Source organism: Flavobacterium glucosi (assembly GCF_048286535.1).
GTDB lineage: Bacteria > Bacteroidota > Bacteroidia > Flavobacteriales > Flavobacteriaceae > Flavobacterium.
The window spans coordinates 379242-405087 of the sequence record NZ_JBLVPK010000003.1; the positions used below are offsets into that span (position 1 = coordinate 379242).

The 25846-nt window shown below is 34.1% G+C and carries 21 protein-coding genes; 13 read left to right on the plus strand and 8 right to left on the minus strand.

The window, feature by feature from the left end; translation table 11 throughout:
• Positions 1-64: 64 nt before the first annotated feature.
• From ACNQGD_RS07450 to ACNQGD_RS07460, 3 genes are all read right to left on the minus strand, one after another.
• Positions 65-448 carry a DUF3037 domain-containing protein gene (locus ACNQGD_RS07450; RefSeq protein ID WP_417998852.1) on the minus strand — a complete coding sequence of 128 codons (384 nt, stop codon included), beginning with the start codon at positions 446-448 and terminating at the stop codon, positions 65-67.
• Positions 426-1220: a HipA family kinase gene (locus ACNQGD_RS07455; protein ID WP_417998853.1), complete on the minus strand. Its 795-nt coding sequence runs from the start codon at positions 1218-1220 to the stop codon at positions 426-428. Before ACNQGD_RS07455 ends, ACNQGD_RS07450 begins: the two co-directional genes overlap by 23 nt.
• Before the next feature lie 76 nt (positions 1221-1296).
• On the minus strand, positions 1297-2151 hold the full coding sequence (locus ACNQGD_RS07460; protein ID WP_417998854.1) for an NAD(P)H-hydrate dehydratase: 855 nt from the start codon (positions 2149-2151) through the stop codon (positions 1297-1299).
• 301 nt (positions 2152-2452) lie between these two features.
• Here ACNQGD_RS07460 and gcvT point away from each other — a divergent pair, with 301 nt between their 5' ends.
• The 3 genes from gcvT (at position 2453) to ACNQGD_RS07475 (ending at position 6929) form a co-directional block, all read left to right on the plus strand.
• Positions 2453-3535, plus strand: coding sequence for a glycine cleavage system aminomethyltransferase GcvT (gene gcvT / locus ACNQGD_RS07465; RefSeq protein ID WP_417998855.1), 1083 nt, complete (start codon positions 2453-2455; stop codon positions 3533-3535).
• A gap of 58 nt (positions 3536-3593) precedes the next feature.
• Entirely contained in the window at positions 3594-4307 is a 714-nt protein-coding gene (locus ACNQGD_RS07470) for a YebC/PmpR family DNA-binding transcriptional regulator (protein WP_416851363.1), read from the plus strand.
• A gap of 549 nt (positions 4308-4856) precedes the next feature.
• The gene (locus tag ACNQGD_RS07475; protein ID WP_417998856.1) at positions 4857-6929 is read left to right on the plus strand and encodes a hypothetical protein; all 2073 of its coding nucleotides are present in this window, start codon (positions 4857-4859) and stop codon (positions 6927-6929) included.
• An 84-nt stretch (positions 6930-7013) separates the two neighbouring features.
• On the opposite strand, the gene ACNQGD_RS07480 is transcribed toward ACNQGD_RS07475, so the two are convergent.
• Both ACNQGD_RS07480 and ACNQGD_RS07485 read right to left on the minus strand, forming a co-directional pair.
• Positions 7014-8054 (minus strand): cysteate synthase, encoded by a 1041-nt coding sequence (locus tag ACNQGD_RS07480; protein ID WP_282716129.1) that lies wholly within the window; start codon positions 8052-8054, stop codon positions 7014-7016.
• Between the two features lie 70 nt (positions 8055-8124).
• Complete coding sequence (locus ACNQGD_RS07485) at positions 8125-10260, minus strand: S9 family peptidase (RefSeq protein WP_417998857.1); 2136 nt, start codon at positions 10258-10260, stop codon at positions 8125-8127.
• A 70-nt stretch (positions 10261-10330) separates the two neighbouring features.
• Here ACNQGD_RS07485 and ACNQGD_RS07490 point away from each other — a divergent pair, with 70 nt between their 5' ends.
• A complete protein-coding gene (locus ACNQGD_RS07490; RefSeq protein WP_099715715.1) occupies positions 10331-10651 on the plus strand; it encodes a YbaB/EbfC family nucleoid-associated protein in 321 nt (106 codons plus the stop codon).
• A 72-nt stretch (positions 10652-10723) separates the two neighbouring features.
• Here the strand turns inward: ACNQGD_RS07490 and ACNQGD_RS07495 are convergent, their stop codons facing one another.
• On the minus strand, positions 10724-11746 hold the full coding sequence (locus tag ACNQGD_RS07495; RefSeq protein WP_417998858.1) for a threonine aldolase family protein: 1023 nt from the start codon (positions 11744-11746) through the stop codon (positions 10724-10726).
• A 190-nt stretch (positions 11747-11936) separates the two neighbouring features.
• Between ACNQGD_RS07495 and prfB the strand changes: the two genes are divergently transcribed.
• The 7 genes from prfB to ACNQGD_RS07530 all read left to right on the plus strand — a co-directional run bounded on the left by prfB (position 11937) and on the right by ACNQGD_RS07530 (position 20619).
• A protein-coding gene (gene prfB, locus ACNQGD_RS07500; protein WP_417995203.1) for a peptide chain release factor 2 occupies positions 11937-13035 on the plus strand; the annotation gives its coding sequence in 2 pieces (ribosomal slippage) (positions 11937-11999 and positions 12001-13035; 1098 coding nt in all).
• A gap of 657 nt (positions 13036-13692) precedes the next feature.
• Complete coding sequence (locus ACNQGD_RS07505; protein WP_417998859.1) at positions 13693-15075, plus strand: NAD-dependent succinate-semialdehyde dehydrogenase; 1383 nt, start codon at positions 13693-13695, stop codon at positions 15073-15075.
• A 113-nt stretch (positions 15076-15188) separates the two neighbouring features.
• Positions 15189-16187: an NADP-dependent oxidoreductase gene (locus ACNQGD_RS07510; protein WP_417998860.1), complete on the plus strand. Its 999-nt coding sequence runs from the start codon at positions 15189-15191 to the stop codon at positions 16185-16187.
• 214 nt (positions 16188-16401) lie between these two features.
• On the plus strand, positions 16402-17400 hold the full coding sequence (gene lpxD / locus ACNQGD_RS07515) for a UDP-3-O-(3-hydroxymyristoyl)glucosamine N-acyltransferase (protein ID WP_417998861.1): 999 nt from the start codon (positions 16402-16404) through the stop codon (positions 17398-17400).
• A gap of 166 nt (positions 17401-17566) precedes the next feature.
• Positions 17567-19195 (plus strand): acyl-CoA carboxylase subunit beta, encoded by a 1629-nt coding sequence (locus ACNQGD_RS07520; RefSeq protein WP_417998862.1) that lies wholly within the window; start codon positions 17567-17569, stop codon positions 19193-19195.
• 138 nt (positions 19196-19333) lie between these two features.
• Entirely contained in the window at positions 19334-19966 is a 633-nt protein-coding gene (locus tag ACNQGD_RS07525; RefSeq protein WP_417997806.1) for a hypothetical protein, read from the plus strand.
• 230 nt (positions 19967-20196) lie between these two features.
• Positions 20197-20619: a DoxX family protein gene (locus ACNQGD_RS07530; RefSeq protein ID WP_282712842.1), complete on the plus strand. Its 423-nt coding sequence runs from the start codon at positions 20197-20199 to the stop codon at positions 20617-20619.
• A 49-nt stretch (positions 20620-20668) separates the two neighbouring features.
• Here ACNQGD_RS07530 and ACNQGD_RS07535 read toward each other — a convergent pair whose 3' ends face one another.
• Both ACNQGD_RS07535 and ACNQGD_RS07540 read right to left on the minus strand, forming a co-directional pair.
• The gene (locus ACNQGD_RS07535; protein ID WP_417998863.1) at positions 20669-21718 is read right to left on the minus strand and encodes an AMP-binding protein; all 1050 of its coding nucleotides are present in this window, start codon (positions 21716-21718) and stop codon (positions 20669-20671) included.
• A 37-nt stretch (positions 21719-21755) separates the two neighbouring features.
• Complete coding sequence (locus ACNQGD_RS07540; protein ID WP_417998864.1) at positions 21756-22667, minus strand: CPBP family intramembrane glutamic endopeptidase; 912 nt, start codon at positions 22665-22667, stop codon at positions 21756-21758.
• Between the two features lie 108 nt (positions 22668-22775).
• Here ACNQGD_RS07540 and ACNQGD_RS07545 point away from each other — a divergent pair, with 108 nt between their 5' ends.
• Both ACNQGD_RS07545 and ACNQGD_RS07550 read left to right on the plus strand, forming a co-directional pair.
• Positions 22776-23120, plus strand: a complete 345-nt coding sequence (locus ACNQGD_RS07545) for an arsenate reductase family protein (protein WP_417998865.1) — start codon at positions 22776-22778, stop codon at positions 23118-23120.
• Between the two features lie 104 nt (positions 23121-23224).
• Positions 23225-25675 carry a TonB-dependent receptor gene (locus ACNQGD_RS07550; RefSeq protein WP_417998866.1) on the plus strand — a complete coding sequence of 817 codons (2451 nt, stop codon included), beginning with the start codon at positions 23225-23227 and terminating at the stop codon, positions 25673-25675.
• Positions 25676-25846: the final 171 nt, after the last annotated feature.

Here is a 25846-nt window from a genome sequence, read left to right on the forward strand (position 1 = left end):
CTATTGTTGATAGTATAAAAGTATTTTGATTACGAAATGACTTTCCATGACTTTTAAAATTCATTTACAATACCATTTCTTCAAATAAACGTTGCGCGGTTTGTTCCAAATCATCACTCAGTCCAGAATGTGGTCTTGAGGTTTGAATAGCGGAACTGCGAAGTGCTGTCAACCAGCGGAAACGCGATGGAATATCAAATTGTCCTATTGGTCCCCCTGATTTTTCGCCATGCGCCACTTTCTCGAATGCCTGTAAGTTTAGATGCAATTGTTCCAAATCTAAATCGGCTGAAAATAGTTGCAGTTTAGCTTCATTCATCGAGCACAGCACTTTTATAAACTTCGCTTTTTTACAAAAGAGAATAATGCCTACATTGAGGAATTCTTCACGTTCTACCCTTGGCACAACCCGGATTACGGCATACTCATATAAGTGCTTCTCTTGCATTTTGTGCTTCGTTTATAAAAATTTCGGAATGGTTCAAACGTATGGATAAAAACTGGAAATAGACTTCCCGAATGGCTTCGGGAGTTTCATCAGTATCTTCCCAATTGAGCCAAACTTCTGGAATAAGATTTACAATATTTTGTAATACATCGTCAGTTAGTATTTTTTTGAATATCGCATCCGTTTCTGATAATAACGTAGCCTGAGGCAACAATACATGGTCTTTTATCAATGCAAAAGGACTTTGTGCGTGCTTTTTCCAATTGGTCCACGAATGATGAAAATAAAGACTCGCGCCGTGATCGATCAGCCACAATTCTTTATGCCAAATCAACATATTGGTGTTTCTAAATGTTCTGTCTACGTTTGTAATAAAAGCATCTAACCAAACAATTTGGGACGCTAGTTTTGGGTCAACCAAAGTCACAACAGGATCAAAATTTATGGCTCCCGATAAATAATGCAATGCCAAGTTAAGTCCTTGACTGCCTTGAAGCAAGTCCTGAATTTCTTCATCGCCTTCGGAACGTCCAAAAGCTTCGTCGAGATTTGCGAAAACGAGTTCTGGCATTTTTAGGTTTAAAACACGGGCAATTTCTCCACCGATTAATTCGGCAATTAAGGCTTTTACGCCGTGTCCGGCACCTTTGAATTTCAATACATATTTAAAATCATCATCGGCTTCAGCGAGCGCAGGCAAAGAACCGCCTTCCCGCAAAGGCGTGATGTATCGCGTAACATTTACGGTTCTAAGATGAAGTATTTTTTCCATAATCGAATTGGATAAAGCTATTTGCTTGGATACAAATTTACAAATAAGTAGGATAAAATTCATTTATGAGTGCTATTTACTCCAATTTTTCTAAACTCAAAAAGGCTTTCCCAATATTCGCAATCACATCAGAAGCGATAAAGGATTGATAACCGGTTTCTGGCAAGGCAATATCTGCTGTTAATCCATGAAGGTAAACCCCAAGAATTGCGGCACTAATAGGCTCATAGGATTGCGCTAGTAAACTGGTAATCATTCCCGTCAAAACGTCGCCACTTCCTGCGGTTGCCAAAGCGGCATTTCCTGTAGTATTTTCGTAGATTGTATCACCATCAATTAGGTATGTTGGTGCGCCTTTCATTACGATTATAACATCGTACTCTATTGAAAAAGAGATTGCTTTACTCCTTTTTTCCTCTTCGGAATGCCATTTTCCAATCAATCGTTCCAGTTCTTTGGGATGTGGTGTTAAGATAGTTTTAGGTGGTACTAAAGAGAGCCATTCTTTGTTTTTTGATATAATATTTAACGCATCGGCATCGATTACCAAAGGATTTTTATTTGTTTTTAAAAACTGATGCACTGCATTTTGGGTTTCAACTGCCTGACCCAAACCGGGACCCATTCCGACGGCTTGTGGTGTAAAGTCGAAAGTAATATTGGAGATTAATTTCTCGTGATCGTCTGTGAGCACCATGACTTCGGGAATGGCAATTTGCAGAATAGAGTACCCACATTTGGGGATAAAAACAGTGACTAATCCACAACCGGCTTTCAAACATGCTTTGGCAGACAAACTCACTGCTCCTATTTTTCCATAACTTCCGCCAATGATTAAAGCGTGTCCCTGAATTCCTTTATGTGTATGCTTATCCGGCTTTTTGTATCGTTTCAGGATTTCTTTTTGGTTGATGTAAATGGGATTCGTCATGGAAATTTGTTTCTTTAAAATTACGAATTTAATAGGAAACAAATTCATTCCTTGAACCAAAATTCCCTAGCCCTGATAGCAGCGGCATCCTTTATTTAAAGCTTCCGGCCTTTTGAAGGCTGGAAGCTTTAAATAAAGATATAGCGAATAGCAGGAAATAGCTCCTAAAAAAAATGACTATAAATCCTACAGCCCGAATTATTCCGAAAACGTTTGAAACTTTAAACTTTGCATCACTCTGCCTTTGTCACCCGAAATAAAATCAATAAATTAGCGACTTGAAATTTTATATAAAAACACAATGAGAAATACTGCGCTTACGCACATACATGAGAGTTTGGGAGCAAAAATGCTTCCGTTTGCCGGATACAATATGCCCATTTTATATGAAGGAGTGAATGCGGAACATGAAACGGTGCGCACTGCCGTGGGTGTTTTTGATGTTTCTCACATGGGTGAATTCTTGCTTACGGGTCCAAATGCATTGGCATTGATTCAGAAAGTGACTTCAAATGATGCTTCGACTTTGACTATTGGAAGAGCACAATATTCTTGTTTACCGAACAATGACGGTGGAATTGTAGATGATTTGATTGTTTATAAAATGAAAGATGAGCAGTATTTATTAGTGGTAAATGCTTCGAATATTGATAAGGATTGGGATTGGATTTTGGCACATAATGATTTGGGTGTGGATATGAAAAACCTTTCCGATGATTATTCATTATTGGCCATTCAAGGACCAAAAGCGGTTGAAGCGATGCAATCCTTGACCCCAAAAGATTTATCTGCGATTCCCTATTACCATTTTGAAGTGGGTGATTTTGCCGGTATCGAAAACGTAATTATTTCGGCTACAGGATATACGGGTTCTGGAGGTTTTGAGATTTATTGTAAAAACTCCGAAGTAGAACAAATTTGGAATAAAGTTTTTGAAGCGGGCGCCGCTTTTGGAATCAAGCCAATTGGTCTTGCAGCTCGTGATACATTGCGATTGGAAATGGGTTTCTGTTTGTATGGTAATGATATCAACGACACGACATCACCACTGGAAGCTGGTTTGGGATGGATTACGAAGTTCACGAAAGAATTTACGAATTCAGAAAATCTGAAAAAACAAAAAGAAGCAGGAGTTACTAAAAAATTAGTCGCTTTTGAAATGCAAGAACGTGCCGTGCCAAGACACGATTACGAAATTGTGAATGCTTCCGGAAATGTAATCGGAATTGTAACTTCGGGAACCATGTCACCATCCATGAATAAAGGAATTGGCTTGGGTTATGTAACTGTTGAAAACAGTACTTTGGAAAGCGAAATTTTTATCAGAATCCGTAAAAATGACGTTCTTGCCAAAGTAGTAAAATTACCTTTTTACAAGAAATAAAATCATTGCATAAAGTTTAGAATAACTGTATTTTTGCAGTTCAAAATAAAAAATAGAAATGGGAAGAGCGTTTGAGTTTAGAAAAGGCAGAAAAATGAAACGTTGGTCAGCAATGGCCAAAGCATTTACCAGAATTGGTAAAGATATTGTAATGGCTGTAAAAGAAGGCGGTCCTAATCCTGATGCAAACTCTAGATTAAGAGCCGTTATTCAAAATTCCAAGGCAGTAAATATGCCAAAAGAAAACGTAGAACGTGCCATTAAAAAAGCTACCGATAAAGATACAGCCAACTATAAAGAAGTTTTATTTGAAGGCTATGCGCCTCATGGAATTGCAATTCTAGTTGAAACAGCTACTGATAATAACAATAGGACGGTTGCCAATGTTAGAAGTTATTTTAACAAATGTAATGGAACTATGGGAACCCAAGGTTCAGTTGAATTTATGTTTGATCATACCTGTAATTTTAGAATTCCGGCAAACGGAATCGATCCTGAAGAATTAGAATTAGAGTTAATCGATTTTGGTGCTGAAGAGGTTTTTGAAGACGAAGACGGTATTTTAATATATGCTCCTTTTGGAAGTTTTGGAACCATTCAAAAAGAATTAGAAAACAGAGGACTAGAAATTCTTTCCTCCGGATTTGAAAGAATTCCTCAAATAACAAAAAAACTATCTGAAGCTGAAGTCGCCGATGTAGAAAAACTAATTGAAAAATTAGAAGAAGATGATGACGTGATGAACGTATATCACACTATGGAAGAAGAATAGATTTCGTTATAATTATATTTAAAACTCTAGCTTTGGCTGGAGTTTTTTTGTTTTACAATTTATAAATCAAGAATGAAGCCTTTGTCATTTCTTGTTTAAAGTATTTTCTGAGTTATTTAGTAAAATCGGCTGAAAATATATTTACAACACAAACTAGATAGTTTCTTGGAATTATTTGTTTTCCTATTGCTTTTCACTTTTTCTGAAGTTTTCAAGAACTAAATCAATAGTGTTTCAATACAATTTTTAATAAGTGTGTACCTTCAAATTATTTTATAAATACCGTTTAAATAACTGACTCTAACTAAAAAAAGATGATTTAGCAAACGAGTATTTTTTAATATCTTTTTTACTGCAACCAAGTTTATTATATTTGCTAACTTTTGCGAAATTTAACACCTTAAAAACTAGCGAAACATAAAACCATTGGAAACACAATTATTTTTTGTGAAGATTTTCTACAAAAGATGGTTCTTGATTGAATTTAGTTAGAAAGCAAATTTTCCCAATACAGAATCGTTCTAAGGAACGCTTAAAATTATAACATATATGACAAACAATATTCTAATTGAAAATCAATATAAAAGAACTAGTTTATTTGAAAAAGAAAATGTAAACTATTTAGTTCGCATTTTAAAAAGATTCAATACCGTACCAAAGATAAATAACATCAATATTATCACTTCAACCAGTGAGCCTACTATATTTAAAATTGTTCCTAACAAATCAATTATAATTGGTTCGTCCTTTTTGAATAAACCCATTTTAGCTTTAGTCTATTTAAGATATGGAATCGAATGGCAGCTATGGTACAAAGCTTTGAACGCCGAGAAAAAAGATACTATTTTATGTGATATTGCAGCTGTTGAAGTAATTCGAATATTTTATAATTTACTACCTAAAGATGATAAAGAAAAATTAGAAAATCTTGATTATCTTCTAATTAATCTAATTAAAAATGATAACTATTTAAATAGCGAATTTTCATTAATAAACGAAGAGCTCCAGTCTTTTCATGGTTTAAAAAATTCTAATACTGAACTCAAAGAATCTTGGAAACCTATTGTCGAAAATCTTGCAAAACCCACAGAATACATGTTGATGTCTGGAGGAGATCTTAGATTGAATATCGACGAGATTCATTTGCTAAATAAATACGGATGTCGCCCATTCCCAAGACCTGACGCATTTACTTTTGCTTCTTCTACGGCGTCGAGCGTTTCTAATTTTGCTTTTGATAAAACAGATAAAGTAAGAAGTATATTGATTAGAAATAGCCTGAAAAAAGGTTTTCAAAATACTACGATCGAGTTTTCTGAACTGCTGAAAAATAACCTGAGACAAATATTTAAATTAAATGAGGAATGTGAAATAATTTTTTCACCATCAGGTACTGATTCTTCTCTTCAAATAGCAGCCATAACACAAATTATTTCCGATAAAGAAATTACACATATTCTGGTTGCCTCTGATGAAACTGGCAGCGGTGTGGCGGCGGCCTTAAAAGGGTGTCATTTTGAAAACACTACTGCTTTAAATTATCCAATTAAAAAAGACACTAAAATTGAAGGTTTTAGAGATGTTGATTTAATACAAATCCCTTTTAGAGATCAAAATGGTGCATTAAAATCTTCTAATCAATTAGATCAGGAAGTATTTGACGCCGTTATTACGACCAAAAATCAAGGCAGGCATATAGTATTACATACTATGGACCAATCAAAATTAGGGTATCAATCTCCTAGTGACAAATTTATTAAAAAACTAAATACACTTGAAGATTTATCAATTCAAATAATTGTAGATGGATCACAATTAAGATTAGATCCAAAAGACATACAAAATTATTTAAATAAAGGATATATTGTCACCATAACGGGGAGTAAATTCTTCACTGGTCCTCCATACTGCGGTGCATTAATTTTACCTAAAAGTGTCAATAAATTAATTCAATCTGTAAAAAATACATTACCCAAAGGATTAACCCAATATTATAATCGTTCTGATTGGCCTACTTCTTGGTTTTGTTCCAATGAATTATCTGACGGCTATAACTATGGTTCCTATATGCGCTGGAATGCTGCTGTGGTTGAAATGGACAGGTATTACAAAACACCTATTTTATATCGAAATATGGGTATTGAGATGTTTTGCAATTTTGTGGATGACTCCATAAAAGAGGCCACTTTTTTACAACCTATTTATGGGGATGAAACAAAAACTAAGAGTTACAGCAGTAAAGAATTTGGAATAAGAAATATCCGTACCATTTTTCCTTTCTTTATTTTTAAAAACAATGAAGTCTTATCTGTTGATAAAGTAAAAAAATTATATACTTTATTAAATTCTGATTTATCTGATCAGTTTGAAGGTTCTTCTTTAGAAATCATTCGGCTTGCGGCCCAAAAATGTCATATTGGTCAAGCAGTTAATGTAAAATATACTACAGAAATTGAAAGTGCTATTTTAAGAATTAGTTTGGGTGCCAGAGTTATTTCTGAAAGTTGGGTCAATAGAGATATTAGTCTCTTTTTTAGAAATATAGAATTACAAATGAGTCAGATCACAATCACTATTAAAAAAATTGAATTGATCCTTAATAATCCTGAATTATTGGATTAAATAAAAAAGTGTTCTTATTTAGAGTGCAATAAAAAAGTCCCATTTGCAAAAGCAGATGGGACTTTTTAATATATAATTTTCAACTTATTTTATCATTTCAATTTTTTGAACTTCTTCTTCGTTGATGCTGTCAAAGAAACCTTGTTCATTCATCCAATCATCGCTAAATACTTTACTCATATAACGAGAACCGTGATCCGGAAAAATTGCGATTACATTACTGTCTGCGTCAAATTCACCTTCTTCTGCATATTGTCTTATCGCTTGCATCACTGCTCCTGAAGTATATCCAACAAATAAACCTTCTTTTCTGGTGATTTCTCGTGCAGCATGAGCGCTTTCCTCATCCGTCACTTTCATGAACTTATCAATAATATCAAAATCCGTTGCAGATGGAATTAAATTTTTCCCCAGACCTTCTATTCGGTATGGATAAATTTCATCATTATCGAATTCTCTGGTTTCATGATATTTTTTCAATACAGAACCAAAAGCATCCACTCCAAGAATTCTAATATTAGGATTTTGCTCTTTTAGATATTTTGCAGTACCTGAAATAGTGCCACCTGTTCCACTACAAGCAATTAAGTGTGTAATTGCTCCGTTAGTTTGTTTCCAAATTTCCGGACCGGTAGACTTATAATGCGCATCAACATTCAATTCATTGAAATACTGATTGATATAAACCGAGCCTTTTGTTTCTTCGTGCAAACGTTTGGCTACGTTATAATACGAACGCTCATCATCAGCAGAAACATGCGCCGGACAAACATATACTTTAGCACCTAAGCTGCGAAGCATATCTATTTTATCTTTAGATGATTTAGAACTAACAGCAAGAATGCAGTTGTAGCCTTTTATTATACTGACCATTGCTAAACTAAAACCCGTATTACCGGAAGTTGTTTCAATTATGGTATCACCCGGAGATAAAATACCTTTCTTTTCAGCTTCTTCAATTATGTATAATGCTATTCTATCTTTTGAGGAATGTCCTGGATTAAAAGCTTCTACTTTAGCGTAAAAATTTCCTTCTAAATTTTCAGTAACTTTATTTAGCTTAATAAGTGGAGTATTACCTATTAATTCTAAAACATTATTATAAGCAGTTATTTCTTTTTTCATAAAAAAATAGTTAGTCATGGCAATTTTTTCATTAAACACGAATGTTGCAAATTTAACAAAAAAAATCTAATTAGTTTTTAATTCCTTCTAAATCTAATAAAAAACTATATTCCTTTGCTAATTCTCTAATAGCTTCAAATCGCCCTGAAGCGCCACCGTGACCGGCATCCATATTCGTATTAAGATATAAAACGGTATCATTTGTTTTTAAGGTACGTAGCTTTGCAACCCACTTTGCAGGCTCCCAATATTGCACTTGAGAATCATGAAGTCCCGTAGAAACAAACATATTAGGGTATTTTTGAGCCTTTACATTATCATAAGGCGAATAGGATAACATATATTCATACGATTTTTTCTCATTTGGATTTCCCCACTCGTCATATTCTCCAGTTGTAAGCGGAATCGTATCATCAAGCATCGTGGTAATTACATCTACAAAAGGCACTTGAGCAATCACTCCGTTATACAATTCTGGAGCCATATTGACTACTGCTCCCATTAATAATCCGCCTGCTGAACCGCCTTCGGCATATAAATGGTTTGGTGAAGTATATTTTTCCTGAATCAAATACTTGGAACAATCAATAAAATCAGTGAATGTGTTTTTCTTTTTCAATAATTTTCCGTCCTCATACCATTGTCTTCCTAAATCTTCGCCACCGCGAATGTGTGCTATTGCAAATACAAATCCTCTGTCCAGAATAGACAAACGTGTCGATGAAAAGTACGTATCCATTGTAACTCCATAAGAGCCATACGCATAAAGCAACAAAGGATTTTTGCCGTCTTTTTTTAATCCTTTTCGGTATACCAAGGAAATAGGCACTTTAGTTCCATCAGTAGCCGTGGCCCAAACGCGTTCTTCGATGTAATTATTTTTATCAAATTTGCCTCCAAGAACTTCTTGTTCTTTCTTGATTTCTTTCTCTTTGGTTTTCATGTTAAAATCAATAACTGAAGACGGCGTTGCTAATGATTGATAGCTGTAACGCAAAATATCCGTATCAAAATCAACATTTGTGGTCGTGTAGGCATTGTACGTTTCACTTCCAAAAGGCAAGTAATACTCTCCTGCTCCACTCCAAGGCATAATTCGAATATGATTCAATCCATTCGAACGTTCTTCAACAACCAAATAGTTTCTGAAAATCTCGATATCCTCCAGCAAAACGTCTTTTCTATGTGCAATTATATCTTTCCAATTTTCTTTTGCAGTAGCGTTCTCAGGCGTTTTCATCAACTTGAAATTAGTTGCCTTGTCTTTATTGGTAAGAATATAAAAAGAATCACCAAAATGAGAAATACTGTACTCTAAACCACGAACTCTTGGTTGAAAAACCACAAACTCACCATCTGGAGTATCAGAATTAAGTATTCTATATTCAGTTGTTAATGTACTTCCTGAACCAATAACAATGTATTTTCTTGATTTTTCTTTACTCACCGAAACGTTGAATGTATCGTCCTTTTCGTTAAAAACCAAAACATCATCGGCAGCATCAGTAGCTAATTTGTGTTTGAAAACTTTATCAGATCGCAAGGTAACTTTGTCCTGTCTGGTATAAAAAATAGTTTTATTATCGTTTGCCCAAACGGAGTTTCCAGTGGCATTTTCAATTTTATCCGAAAGAATTTCTCCCGTTTCAAGATTTTTTATCTGTATCGTGTAAATTCTTCTTCCAACAATGTCTATTCCAAAACTTGCAAATTTATTGTCCGGACTCACGCTCAAACCCCCTAATTGAAAATAGGAATGTCCTTTGGCCAAATCATTGCAGTTGAATAAAATTTCTTCATTGGCAGAAAGACTTCCTTTTTTTCTGGAATAAATGGGATAATCCTGCCCTTTCTCAAAACGGGTGATGTAGTAATAACCATTATATAAATAAGGAACAGATTGATCATCTTCCTTAATTCTTCCTTTCATTTCCTCAAACAATTCTTTTTGAAAATCTTTAGTATGCGCAGTCATTGCATCATAATAGGTGTTTTCCTTATTCAGGTAATCAATAACTTCCGGATTTTCTCTGTCATTTAACCAGAAGTAATTATCAATTCTTGTTTCATTGTGTTTTTCTAATGATTTAGGAATTATTTTAGCTACTGGAATTGGACTATTTTTTAACATTTGTTGTGCTTTTGTATTAGTAAATGAAGTTGCAAAAATAACACAAAGAGAAGTTATGATGAGTCTATTTTTCATGAATATTTTGTTGAATATGACTATGCAATATACTAATTTTGTGATTCAATTAATTTAAAAAAATTAAAACATGGATTTAATGGGAATGATGGGCAAACTTAAAGAAACCCAACAAAAGATAGAAGACACTAAAAAACGTTTAGACACAGTTCTTATAGACGAGCAAAGTACCGATGGTTTATTGAAAGTAACGTTGACTGCTAATCGCTCCATTAAATCAATTACGATTGACGACTCTTTGCTGGAAGACAAAGAACAATTAGAAGATTATATGATTTTGGTACTAAACAAAGCTATCGAAAAAGCTACTAAAGTAAATGAAGCTGAACTTGATGCTGTAGCAAAAATGGATATGCCAATGATTCCAGGAATGGATAATTTGTTCAAGTAGTTATGAATTATAAGTTATGAATTATGAGTTTTGACAACTTGAAAAACTCATAATTCATAACTCATACTTTTTTTAAACCAATTTTTGGAGTGTTTCCAAAACATAAGTATGCATCACTTCTCTGTAATCAAGATGCGTTACAATTCTCAATTTTCCATGTCCCATCGAGCTTATTGAAATGTTTTTTTGTTTTAAAACTTCAATTAAATTCTTCTCGTTACAATTTGGTGTCAATGAAAAAATCAAAATATTAGTCTCCACTGGCTCTACAGAAGCGACCCAACTTACTTTTTTTAATACTTCGGCAATTTCTTTAGCTCTTCGATGATCTTCGGCAAGGCGTTCTATGTTGTTATCCAAAGCATAAATTCCGGCTGCGGCCAAATAGCCTACTTGACGCATTCCGCCACCTAATATTTTCCGGATTCGTAACGCTCTGTGAATCGTCGCTTTATCGGCCAATAAAACGGAACCAATTGGCGCACCTAATCCTTTGGATAAACAAACCGAAATCGTGTCAAATAATTTTCCAAATGCTTTTGGATCTTGCTTTTTAGCCACCAATGCATTCCAAATTCGGGCGCCATCCATGTGAAATTTCAAATTATTGGCATCGCAAACCTGTTTAATTTTCCGTAAATCTTCCAGTTCGTAACAAGCGCCTCCACCTTTATTAGTTGTGTTTTCCACACAAACTAAACTCGTCAATGGACTGTGGTAAAATTCAGGATCATTAATTGCTCCCGCCACTTGATCCGCCGTTATCATTCCGCGGTTTCCGTCTAATAAACAACAAGAAACGCCACTGTTAAAAGAAACGCCACCACCTTCGTAATGATAAACGTGTGCATATTTGTCTGCTATTAATTGCTCTCCGGGTTGTGTATGCAATTTTATGGCGGTTTGATTCGCCATTGTTCCAGAAGGAAAAAAAAGCCCTGCCTCCATACCAAACATCGCAGCAACTTTTGCTTCTAATTCAATAACTGTAGGATCTTGTTTGTAAACATCATCACCTACAACTGCTTTAAACATGTATTGCAACATTTCGTTAGAAGGCTTAGTGATTGTATCGCTAATTAAATTTATTTCCATATTTTTTTTATTATCAGTACGGGCAATTGGGGAATTGTCCCTTCATAAAATTTTTCTATTTTTGTGCCACAAATTTACATAATACCGTTTGTTAATTCAAGCTAGTTCAGTTAAAACTAAACTAAATATATTACACAGCGGAATTTTATATAAATATTGAAAACAGAAATATCAAAATAATATAATTTTTATGACAACTACCGAACAGATTAAAGGTATTGTGGAGCGCCTTGGTGCGTTGAGGAGGTATCTTTGACGTTGATGCCAAACTAATTGAGATTTCTAATGAAGAAGAGAAAACTTTTGCACCCGATTTTTGGAACAATGCAAAAGAAGCGGAACTCATTGTAAAAAATCTTAGAAACAAGAAAAAATGGATTGAGGATTACAATAAAGCGGTCGAAATGACGGATGAATTGCAACTCGCCTATGATTTTTATAAAGAAGGAGAGCTTACTCAGGAAGAATTAGACGAGCAATACAACGCCACTCAAGCTCATATTGAAGCAATAGAATTCAAAAACATGCTTTCGGATGAAGGTGATACGTTGAGCGCTGTTGTTCAAATAACCGCCGGTGCCGGTGGAACCGAAAGTTGTGATTGGGCCGAAATGCTGATGCGTATGTATATGATGTGGGGCGAGAAATACGGCTATAAAATCAAAGAACTGAATTTCCAGAAAGGAGAAGCTGCGGGTATAAAAACCGTAACGCTCGAATTTGAAGGCGATTATTCCTTTGGCTATTTGAAAGGCGAAAACGGCGTACATCGATTGGTTCGAATATCACCTTTTGACAGTAATGCCAAGCGCCATACGTCGTTTGCATCCGTTTACGTGTATCCCCTTGTAGATGATAGTATCGAAATTGACATTAATCCTGCGGATATCGAAATTACCACTTCGCGATCCAGCGGTGCAGGTGGACAAAATGTTAATAAGGTGGAAACTAAAGTACAATTGTTTCACAAACCTACGGGAATTCAAATACAATGTTCCGAAACACGTTCGCAACAAGATAACAGACAGCGTGCGATGCAAATGTTACGATCTCAATTGTACGAAATTGAGTTAAAAAAGAAACAGGCACAACGCGCGGATATCGAAGCGGGAAAAATGAAAATAGAATGGGGTTCACAAATCAGGAATTACGTAATGCAACCCTATAAGTTAGTCAAAGATGTTCGAACTGGTCATGAAACCAGTAATGTTGATGGTGTCATGAACGGAGAAATCGATGAATTCTTGAAAGCCTATTTAATGATGATGGGACAAAAAGAGGAGGAATAATTTGCATTAAACATTCCCCCTCAAACATAAATAAAAACAAATCCTACTGGCTTCAAAACCAGTAGGATTTTTTTATAGCCTCTGAATTATCTCTAAAGATTTAAATAAAAAAGCAAAAATTCACAGTATTCATCACAAAGTATAATCAATAAGACGAGCAGAAAAACTGTTTAAAAAAGTCTTACGATCATATTAACTTCAACCCGTGGGGTGTAATTAATAAAAACTTCAATTAATGTTACATAAAAATTAAACCACATAGGAATAGAGAAAAAAAGTCCAGGATAGTCTAATTCTTGAGTTCACATAGCTATGATTTCTCAAAAAAATAAAATGTTTTACATAATTTTAAAATCTATGTCTCTGTGTGGTTAAAAAATCAAACAAATTGAATTATACTCAACGGGTTAACTTTTAAACATAAAAAAAAGTTAATGTGGAAATTGTGTAAGTCCCATTCTCTTCCATATTTTTATCTTTGTTATTCAATAATTGGTTAACAAAAATTAAAAGACGATTATTTTTTGAAAAAATAAAAATATACTTTTTCAATATTCAATTAATTACTGAACATTATATATGCTAAAACAATGTGTTTTGCATACTACATTAATTTTGGCAGGTGCCGATATAGTAATCTTTTTTAAACATAAAATTATGTCAATACAAACAATTAATCCCGCAACCAATAAAGTAGTAAAATCGTTCGAAGAAATGACCGATAAAGAAGTAGAACAAGCTCTTGCACAATCCGATATTACTTTTCATGAATGGAAAAAAACATCTTATTCCGAGAGAGCAACTGTTTTAAACAAAGTCGCATCATTAATGCGAAAGAAAAAAACAGCCCTTGCCACATTAATTACCCTTGAAATGGGTAAAATCTTTTCTCAGGCTGAGGGTGAAATAGAATTAAGTGCCAATATTTTAGAATATTACGCTAAAAACGGCGAAACATTCTTGGCTGACAAAAAATTAGAACCTGAATTAGGTGAAGCCTTTGTCAGATCAAGTCCAATAGGAGTTTTGTTAGGAGTTCAACCTTGGAATTTTCCTTTTTATCAGGTGGCGCGTTTCATCGCGCCAAATATTATGGTAGGGAACACCATCTTATTAAAACATGCTTCTATGGTTCCTCAATGTGCCATTGCAATTGAGGACTTATTTAAAGAGGCTCAAGCGCCAGTTGGATTATATACCAATTTGTTAATTTCAGGAAAGAAAGCCTCAACCTTGGTTTCTGACAAAAGAATTAAAGGAGTTTCGCTTACTGGTAGTGAAGCCGCTGGTGCAAGTCTAGCCTCAGAAGCTGGAAAAAATCTTAAAAAATCAGTGTTGGAATTAGGAGGTAACGATGCCTTCATTGTTTTAGAAGATGCCGATATAGATAAAACAGTTGAATGGGCCGTGGTAGGTAGAATGAATAACAATGGACAAAGCTGTATTGCCTCTAAAAGAATTATTGCTGTAGAGGCTATTGCCGATGAATTTATCAAAAAATACACTACCAAATTAGCACAATTAAAAGTGGGTGATCCAATGGATCCAACCACAGAATTAGGTCCTTTAAGTAGTGAAGAAGCTTTATTACACTTGTTAGATCAAGTAGATAGATCCATTGCAGCCGGAGCCACTGTTTTATTAGGAGGCAAAAGGGTAAATGGACCGGGAGCATTTATGGAACCTACTATTTTATCTGATTTAAAGCCAGAAATTCCGGCTTATCACGAAGAATTATTTGGTCCAGTTTCCTCTTTTTACAGAGTAAAAGATGAAGCGGAGGCTATTATATTGGCAAATGATTCTGATTTCGGTTTAGGAGGTTCCGTATTTACACAAGATATTGAACGTGGAAAACGAGTTGCAGATCAAATTGACTCTGGAATGATATTTATCAATCACCCAACTTGGACACAAACAGATCTACCTTTTGGTGGAACCAAAGGTTCAGGTTATGGTAGAGAACTTTCAGAAACTGGCATTCATGAATTTGTAAATAAAAAATTAATTCGTGTAATTGGGTTATCTGATCCGTTCTAGAAATTATTAATTGGCCAAAGCCTATCTATTCTACTGCCAATTTTAAAATAGTAGAATAGATAGGCTTTGGCTTTTATAGGTTTTTAAAATACCCACTTTTAAAAAATACAATCATGACAACAAAACAAATCGTATTAGCAGAAAGACCTAATGGAACTCCACTATTGAATCATTTTAGATTTGAAGAAATAGAATTAAACGCATTGCAACAAGGCGAAGTACTGGTGCAAGGAATGTATTATTCCGTCGATCCTTACATGCGCGGACGAATGAATGAAGGAAAGTCTTATGTACCTCAATTTGAATTAAACAAAGCCATAGAGGGTGGTGTTTTGGCAACTGTACTGGAATCAAAATCTGATCTTTTTAAAACGGGAGATGTTGTACTGGGAGCTTTGCCTTGGAACGAAAAAATGATTGCTTCGGATAAGAATTTACAAAAAATTGAATCAACGGTCGAATCCTTGACGTATTATTTAGGAATATTGGGAATGACAGGATTAACCGCTTATTTTGGTCTCATGCATATTGGTAAACCAAAAGCGGGTGAAACTGTTGTAGTTTCAGGAGCAGCAGGAGCCGTTGGAATTGTAGTTGGCCAAATTGCAAAAATCCACGGAGCCCGTGTAATTGGAATTGCTGGTTCTGACGAAAAAGCAACAATGCTAAAAGAAGAATTTGGTTATGACGATGTCATCAACTACAAAACAACCGCCGATATAAATAAGGCAATAGCTACTTTGTGTCCAAATGGAGTTGACGTCTATTTTGATAATGTGGGCGGAAGCATTTCTGATGCAGTAATCCAAAACCTGAATTTTCACGCTAGAATAGTATTGTGTGGGCAAATTTCTTTATACAATAATACTGAAATTTCGATGGGACCCCGAATTCAACCTTTGTTATTAACCCGAAGTGTATTAATGCAGGGTTTTATTATCAATAATTTCCAAAAAGACTTTCCAGAAGCAATTGTTCAATTATCAAAATGGGTAAATGAAGGAAAATTGAAATTCAAAGAAACCATTATAGATGGTTTTGATCAATTACCAATTGCCTTACTTGGTTTGTTTAAAGGAGAAAACAAAGGAAAAATGATTGTCAAAGCATAAAATTCGAATCAAATAAATACACATTAGCCGATACTTGAAATTAAGTATCGGTTTTTTGCTGTAAAATGAATTACAATCATTTAATAAAATGAATTTTAACTCCAACGGTAGTCGTACATATTCTGGGTGTTAAAGAATTTATTTAGATTAGGAATATTAACCCTAAATTCTTTTATTTGATAATTATTAAACAACCAAATCCAATATCTACTTAATGAAATCCTACACTATTCAAGAAATAAATGAGATTCTAAAGGGAGTAATAGTCGGGAATACTTTTCAAAGTATTACTGCGCCTGAACAACTTGAAGCCGCTAATGAATCTGAAATTTCATTTATTGGAAACAAAAAATACGAAAAATTTTGGTCTGCATCCAAAGCTTGTGTAGCGGTTGTCAACGAAGATATAGCTATAGAACCCGGAGAGGACAGGGCTTTCATAAAAGTAAAAAATGCTGATTTGGCAATGTCTCAAGTATTAGAACTTTTTGCACCACCAACTCCATTATTCACTATTGACATACACCCAACCGCAGTAATTGACCCCACTGCAACTATTTGTAATGGTGCCCGGATTGGTGCAGGTTGTTACATAGGACCTAAAGTCATAATAGGAGATAATACGACCATTTATCCAAATGTGACTATACTTGACGAATGTACAATAGGAAAAAACACCGTGATTTGGTCAGGAACCGTCATTAGAGAACGATGTCATATTGGGAATGATTGTATTTTGCATCCCAATGCTACAATAGGTGCCGATGGTTTTGGTTTTCGTCCTGACCCACAAAAAGGTTTGGTAAAAATTCCGCAAATTGGAAATGTGATTATTGGTAACAGTGTTGAAATTGGTGCTAACTCCTGTGTTGATAGAGGAAAATTCAGCTCAACCGTTTTGGGAGATGGTTGCAAAATTGATAATTTAGTTCAAATCGGTCATAATAGTAAATTAGGGAAATTCTGTATTATGGCTGGAAACAGTGGACTGGCAGGATCAGTAACTTTAGGAAATGGGGTCATTATTGGTGGAAGCGCTTCTATAAAAGACCACACAACTATTGGTGATGGCGCCATAGTAGGTGCAGGTTCCGGTGTGACAGGAGATATTCCAGCGGGAAAAACCATGTTAGGTTATCCGGCTGTAGAAGCTCGAGATGCATTAAAACAATGGGCAATTTTAAAAAGACTTGTCAATGAATCCAAAAAATAAATGCTTGCTTTTTTTATTAAATTCATAAAAAAACAGAGATAAAATTCTGTTTTTTTGTTTTAATAGTAAAAATATATTCGATTTTCATCAAAATCCAATTAAAATAATAAAATTTATTTAGTTGGATTTTGTATTTTAGCACAAAATTTTTTAACACTATTTCATCATGGATTTGAACTTCAACAAAAACGAAGACCACAATAAACTTTTACTCTCAGCATTGCGACAAAAATTAAGCATAGTCAAACTAGGAGGTGGTGAAAAACGCATCCAAAAATTACATGGTGAAGGCAAAATGACAGCACGGGAACGTATCGATTATTTATTAGATCCAAAAGCAAAATGTATCGAAATTGGAGCATTTGTTGGTGAAGGAATGTATGCAGAGCATGGTGGTTGCCCATCTGGTGGAGTTGTTGTGAAAATAGGTTATATCAGAGGAAAACAATGTATTGTTGTGGCCAATGATGCAACTGTAAAAGCAGGTGCTTGGTTCCCCATAACCGCAAAGAAAAATCTGCGTGCGCAAGAAATTGCAATGGAAAATCGGCTGCCAATCATCTATTTAGTGGATAGCGCAGGCGTTTATTTGCCTTTGCAAGATGAGATTTTCCCCGACAAAGAACATTTTGGTCGTATTTTTAGAAATAATGCCCAGATGAGCAGCATGGGAATTACCCAAATTGCTGCCGTAATGGGAAGTTGTGTTGCCGGTGGTGCTTATTTGCCAATTATGAGTGATGAAGCATTAATTGTCGAAAAGACGGGAAGTATTTTCTTAGCCGGAAGTTATTTAGTCAAAGCTGCCATTGGCGAAAGCATCGATAACGAAACGTTAGGAGGAGCAACTACACATTGTGAAATTTCGGGCGTTACAGATTATAAAGCCAAAGATGACAAAGACGCATTAGACAAAATAAAAAATATAGTTGACAAAATAGGTGATTTTGATAAAGCCGGCTACAGCCGAATTAAAGCAGAAAAACCCGCATTAGACGAAAAAGAAATCTATGGTGTTTTACCAAAAGCCAGAAATGAACAGTACGACATGATGGAAATCATCAATCGACTGGTTGATAATTCTGAATTTGAAGCCTATAAAGACGGTTACGGCCAAACCATTATTACCGGTTATGCCAGAATTGACGGTTGGGCAGTGGGAATTGTTGCCAATCAACGAAAAGTAGTGAAAACCAAAAATGGCGAAATGCAATTTGGAGGCGTAATCTACTCCGATAGTGCGGATAAGGCCACGCGCTTTATTGCCAATTGCAACCAAAAGAAAATCCCTTTGGTATTCGTTCAAGATGTTACCGGTTTTATGGTTGGATCAAAATCTGAACACGGCGGAATTATAAAAGATGGTGCCAAAATGGTAAATGCTGTATCTAATTCAGTGGTACCTAAATTTACTGTCATTGTAGGGAATTCCTATGGCGCCGGAAATTATGCCATGTGTGGAAAAGCGTATGACCCAAGATTAATTTTTGCGTGGCCAAGTGCTGAACTCGCCGTTATGGGCGGAACGCAAGCTGCAAAAGTATTGGCACAAATTGAAGCTTCTTCGCTTAAAGCAAAAGGAGAAGTGATAGATGAAACGAAAGAAAAGGAATTGTTCGATAAAATAAAAGCGCGATATGACGAACAAGTCTCGCCCTATTATGCAGCCTCCAGATTATGGACCGATGCAATAATTGATCCTTTAGACACCAGAACCTGGATTTCTATGGGAATTGAAGCTGCTAACCACTCACCAATTGAGAAAAAATTTAACTTAGGAGTAATTCAAGTTTAACTACTCATTTACAGACACTTAAATTAATTTTCATATATTTATAATGTTTTTAGGAGCTATTTATATAGTTTCTAAAAGCATTTATAGCGCCCTAAAAATCTTAACCTAATTCATTTTAATTATTTAAAATTAAAAGAAATGAAAAAGATTTTAGTTGTACTAACAACACTATTATTGTTAGTGGGGCAGTTTATACATGGACAAAATAAAACCGAAAACACTATTTTGTCAAAGGATAATAAACCTTTTTATCTCGAAACTGGCATAAACGTATCGCTGCCTGTACACATACAAATGTATCGAAGCCATAGACTTGCAATAGGAATAAATACGAGAGTTGGAAAAATAATTTCTAGAAAATTAGAACTCGGAATTCGATTCGATTATGATTATAGATTCATAAAAAAAGGCAGTCGGATACTTACTCCCGAAAGTACATTAACAGAAAGAGCCCTACACAATAATTTCAGTTTATTCAGCATCAAACCAAATGTTCAATTTAATTTGGACTCGAATTATTTTTGGGGAGCCGAAACTGGTGTAGGATACGCACTTTCGGATGAAGATGGCAAAATTGGTCTGGGTTTTGTTTCTGAATATGCCAGTGACCAACAATTTGGATTATGTTCAGGTCTTTATTTTGGAAAATCATTTTTCGTTAGTTCCAATAAAAACAAAGTAAGCTTATCTCTAAATTTGACTCAATTTTTAGCTCTTGGGCATGCAGAAAACAGCCTTGGTTTAAGAATAAATTATCGATTCCTAAATTAAACAAGATAACTTTGATTATTAAAAATACGAAATTATTTTTTGAAATTTGACTTCTCTTCTATTGCTGTACTTATAAATTTAAGATGGCATTATTAGTAGTTTATTCGCAAATGCAAAGAAACTATTCTTTTAAAGGGATGAAACATTCAAAGTTTAGTTTTCTTTAACAATTAAAAATTATTCAATTAAAAATCAGTAACTTAGTACTAAACATTTAAAACTGTAGTATTATGAACAGCGTAAAAAATTTAAACAAATGGGCGAATACGCACACTTATTTGACCGTAGATTTAGTTCGAATAGCACTTGGTGTATTTTTGTTTATGAAAGGAATCTCTTTTATAACGAACATCCAATATTTAAATGATCTGATATCTCCAATTGACAGAATTGGCGGTGGAATGTTTCTAGTCCATTATATTGCTCCTGCGCACATGGTTGGCGGTATAATGATTGCATTTGGTTTACTTACAAGATGGGCAATAATAGCACAACTTCCTATATTAATAGGTGCTATCGTAGTAAATTTTATGGGAGAAATGCATTCCCAAAATTTACTTTTGGCATTACTGATATTAGGAATTTGTATCTTTTTCTTATTCTACGGAAGTGGGAAAAATTCAGCTGATTATTACTTTAAAATGCAGCAATAATTAAATAAAAAGCTTCCGAAATTTACGGAAGCTTTTTATTTGAACAATTTTAAATACTTTCTATAATTTCTTTGCGTTTTATTTTTCCGCTTTCGGTTTCGCTAAATTTAGAAACATAGAATACTTCTTTCGGTTTTTCATATTTGTCTAAACCATCAAAAATACTATCATCTAGTATTTGTTGTTCGCCTTCTATAACAATAACTAATTTTTCTCCTAAAACTGGATCTTCTTTTCCGGTTACAAAAAATCTTGAGTTAATTTTATCAGATAGCTTGTCTTCAATTTTTTCAGGAATTAATTTGATTCCGCCACTATTTATTACATTATCAATGCGTCCTAAAAAAACAAATTGATTTTCGCCTACCAGTTCCACTAAATCATTTGTGACAATGGAATCGTTTGAAATTTTTAAAGCATCGATCACCAGACAATTTCTATCATCTTGGCTAATTTTAATATTTGGTAAAACTGAAAAAGCCTCCTCTCCTATCTTTTTTGCTGCAATATGAGTAATGGTTTCCGTCATGCCATAGGTTTCATACACTTCTATTTTCAATTTAGAAAGTTCTTTTTCAAGAGCATTGCTCATTTTTGCACCACCAACAATCATCTTCTTTACATTTTTTAATGGCGATAAAGAGTTTTGAGCTTGTAAAGGAACCATTGCAACAAAATCATATTTGGTATCGTTATATAACATCGGATGAGAACTTGGCGCTACAAAATCAACATCAAGGCCAAGAATAAAACCCCTTACAAACATCATTTTTCCAGCGATATATTTAGTTGGCAAACAATGCAATGCTTTATCTCCGGGTTTTAAATCGAAAAAATCCCCCGTAGCAATGGCTGAATTGACCATCGCTTGTTTATCGACACGAATCAATTTAGGAGTTCCTGTAGTCCCGGAAGTATTCATTTCAACATACGATTTGTTATCAAACCAATCGAGAATAAAATCTCCCACTGATTTTTCGAATTCCTCGCCTTCTTTTATAAAACTGTACGCTACTCTGCATAAATCATTTCGATTCAGATGAAACCCATTTAGTTTAAAGAGATTGTGGACATTATGATATGTTATTGTATCGGTCATGATAAGTTTATTTTTAAATTATTGACAGTTTTAATGTTTAAATATTTCCAGTTAATTTTTCTTTCCAATTGGTCCAATTGTATTTTTTACTAAAGATAAATAAAAGTATTGGGTAAATAAGAACTACCGGCACTATAACATCCAATCCTGCTGAAGGATCTGAAATATCTTTAAAAATAGAATTGGTTTGAAATGCAGACCAATCTGACGTAACGAGTAAAGCACCAACTAAATTATTGGCTGCATGAAAGCCTAAAGCCAACTCCATTCCTTCATCCATCAACGTGATAATTCCCAGTAAAAGCCCAGTTCCTATGTAATAAACAAGTACTATATACCCTATTTTAGCCACTTCAGGATTAAAAACATGCATTCCTCCAAAGATAACCGAAGTCATTAATAAAGGAAACCATTTATTCTTGGCAAGATTAGCGAAACCCTGCATTAAGTATCCTCTAAAAATATATTCCTCGGAACTGGTTTGAATAGGAATTAAAATCACTCCTATTACCACTAAAATTGCAAATGGCACTGGTTTAAAATTGATTACGAAATCGTTGGGATTAGAAAAATAGAAAAATAAAGTGGATACAATGGTAAAAACAGACCAAATCATAAAAGAAAATCCAACTCTTTTCCAATCTATTTTAGCTCTTGATGTTGTTACTGAAAGCATGGTTTGACCGTGCAAATTACGAACTACCACCACAATACCAAGCATAATAAAAACGAACGAAATCAGTATTAAAAACAAAGTCAGATTGGAGTCAAAAAAATGCATTACTGCCTCATTACTTGTTGGATAAGGTTTTCCATTGTAAATTTTTTCATACAACATTCCTATCAAAAGTGGCAACTGGCCCACAAATGAAGCGCAAATTATTATAAATGAACCTAAAATATATTTCCAAAAATGATTCTCTGATTTTATTCCTTGTTCTATAAACATCTATTTTTCGTGTTATTTTATACTTAATTAGTTAAGCAAATGCTATTTTTGTTACATTAATACTAATCTTTAGCATAAGAATTTAAAGCAAACCAATAGTCATTTACTATGATACAAATATACCATAATTCACGATGCGGAAAATCCAGAAACTGCCTCGCATTTATTAAGAACTCAAAAAAAGAATTTGAAGTTATCAATTATCTGATAAACCCGCCTTCGTATGAAGCGTTATCTGCAATTATTGAAAAATTAAACATAAAACCCATTGAATTAGTTCGCCAAAAAGAAAAAATTTGGATAGAAAACTTTAAAGGCCAAAAAATGAATAACGAACAAATTATTCAAGCCATGATTTCTAATCCAATTCTAATTGAAAGACCAATAGTAATTAATGGAAAATCAGCAATTATAGGGCGTGATTTAGAAAAAGTAGCCTCTTTTATTTTATAAAAATTGGTTGTTTTAATTAACATTTTTTTATGATTTATAGTATTAAACCAAATCCTAATTTTGCAATCTAAAATCTGTAACCAAAGTTTTTAAAAATGAAAAAAATGAAATCCGTTTTAATTCTTGTTCTCTTTTTTACCACCCTGTTCAGTTTTGCTCAAGCTCAGCAAGGTGCTGCTGTGCCAAAAATTAAAATAACAGGTAAGGTAATTGAGAAAATAAGCAAACAACCACTTGAATATGCAACAATTACTTTTTTAATTCCAAACAATCCAAAACCAGTTGCTGGTGGAATTACAAATCCAAATGGGGAATTTGAAATTGAGGTTAAACCGGGTGTTTATGATATAAAAATTGAATTTATATCTTTTAAAACAAACGAAATAAAACAAAAAAACCTTCAGAAAAGTACTAGTTTAGGTTTAATCAGTTTAGATGAAGATGCAAATCAATTGAATGAAGTTGTCATTCGTTCTGAAAAAACTACTGTTGAAATAAAATTAGACAAAAAAGTATATAACGTAGGGAATGACCTTATGGTAAAAGGAGGAACTGTTAGTGATGTTTTAGACAACATCCCCTCTGTTGCAGTTGATGTCGAAGGAAATGTAAGTCTTCGTGGAAATGAAAACGTTAGAGTTCTTATTGATGGCAAGCCTTCAAACGCTATTAATATTGCTGAAGCTTTGCGATTAATTCCAGCCGATGCGATTGACAAAGTAGAAGTTATTACCAATCCATCTGCACGATATGATGCCGAAGGTGGTGGTGGTTTATTAAACATTATCTTAAAAAAAGGAAAAAATCAAGGTTTAAACGGAACTTTTATAGCTTCAACCGGATATCCTGAAACATACGGTTTGAGCGGTACCTTAAACTATAAATCAAAAAACTTTAATCTTTTCACGACTCAAGCTTACAATGATCGCAGTAATCCGGGAAATGCATTTACAGATTCAAGGTATTTAAATGCGGATAATTCAACTCGAAATTATGTAAATGAAACTAGAGAGAATGAAAGAGACAATAAAGGATACAATGGAAACTTTGGAATGGAATGGTATCTCAGTGAAAGCCTTTCTTGGACCAATACCTTCAACTACCGAAAAAGCAATGGTCTCAACGTGGATAACGTTTTCCAAAACAATTATGATTCCGGGTTTAATTATGACTATACCCGTAATCGTATCAATTTAGAAAACAGCGACAGTGAGAATGTAGAATTTGCAACTAACTTCACTAAGAAATTTAAAAAAGACGGTCATAAATTAACAATTGACGGTTCCTTCTCTACTAATGATGATATTAACGAAGCCTTAATTACAGACACAGCCACTAATACCACTGTGGTGAATTTTGACAATACTATCAACAATCAAACACAAAGCAGAAATTTACTTCAAATGGATTATGTTTTACCTTTTGGAAAAGGAAGCCAGTTTGAAGCAGGTTACCGTGGTGATTTCTCAGAATTACTAACTGATTATAGCGTCGAAAATGATGGAGTAATCAATAACAACTTCACAAACACATTAGAATACAAGGAGAAAGTAAATGCAATTTATACACAATATGGTGTAAAGATTAATAAATTTTCAGCCCTTTTCGGATTGCGTTTTGAGGATTCCAATATTGAAATCAATCAATTAGCAACCAATGATTTCAATACTAAAAAATACAATAATTTTTTTCCAAGTGCATTCTTCACTTATGAAATATCAGACAAAAGCAGCGCTTCGGTAAGCTATAGCAGAAGAATACAAAGACCTAGAGGAAGAATGTTAAACCCGTTCAGCAACCTGTCCAGTAACATCAATATTTTTGTTGGTAATCCAGATTTAGATCCTGCATTTTCAGATGCAATTGATTTTGGTTACATCAAAAGATGGGAAAAATTAACCTTCAATACTTCCTTATATGTAAATAAAACAACTGATGTTTTTCAATTTGCAAGAAGAGAATCTGGTGATTTTGTTAACGGAACTCCTGTAATTATTAGCTCTCCAATCAACTTGGCAACTGAATATAGAACAGGATTTGAATTTACATTAAACTATTCTCCATACAAATGGTGGAAATTAAACAGTAATTTCAATTTCTTCAGAAACGAAACGCAAGGAGATTTTACCTATACTGATTTTAACAATAATGAAATTGTACAAAATTTTGATAACATAGCAACATCTTGGTCCACAAGACTAACTTCAAAAATTACATTACCATACAAAATTGACTGGCAGACTAACGCATCCTACAATGGCCCACAAAATAATGCACAAGGAAGAAGCTTAGGGATTTTTGCAGCAAATATAGCATTCAGTAAAGACGTCTTAAAAGACAAAGGAACACTTTCGTTTAACGTTAGTGATGTATTCAATTCCAGAAAAAGAATGATAGAAAGTAATCTTCCAGGAATTGTAAGTTCGTACAGCGAAATGCAATGGAGAGAAAGACAGTTTAGCTTATCATTCACGTATCGTTTTAACAAACCAAAAAGCGAAAGAGAGCAACCTAAACGAAATCAAAATGAAAATGAAGGTGACTTTCAAGGATAAAAATAAGGACTCGTGAAAACGGGTCCTTCTCTTTTTATATAAAAAGTAAAATAGTAGATGGGTATGAAACATAAAAAAAGGACTCATTTTCACGAGTCCTTTTTTTATTTAACAAACAGATTAAACTGATTGTTCTTTCTTTGCTTTTCTTTCTTTATATATTTCCCATAA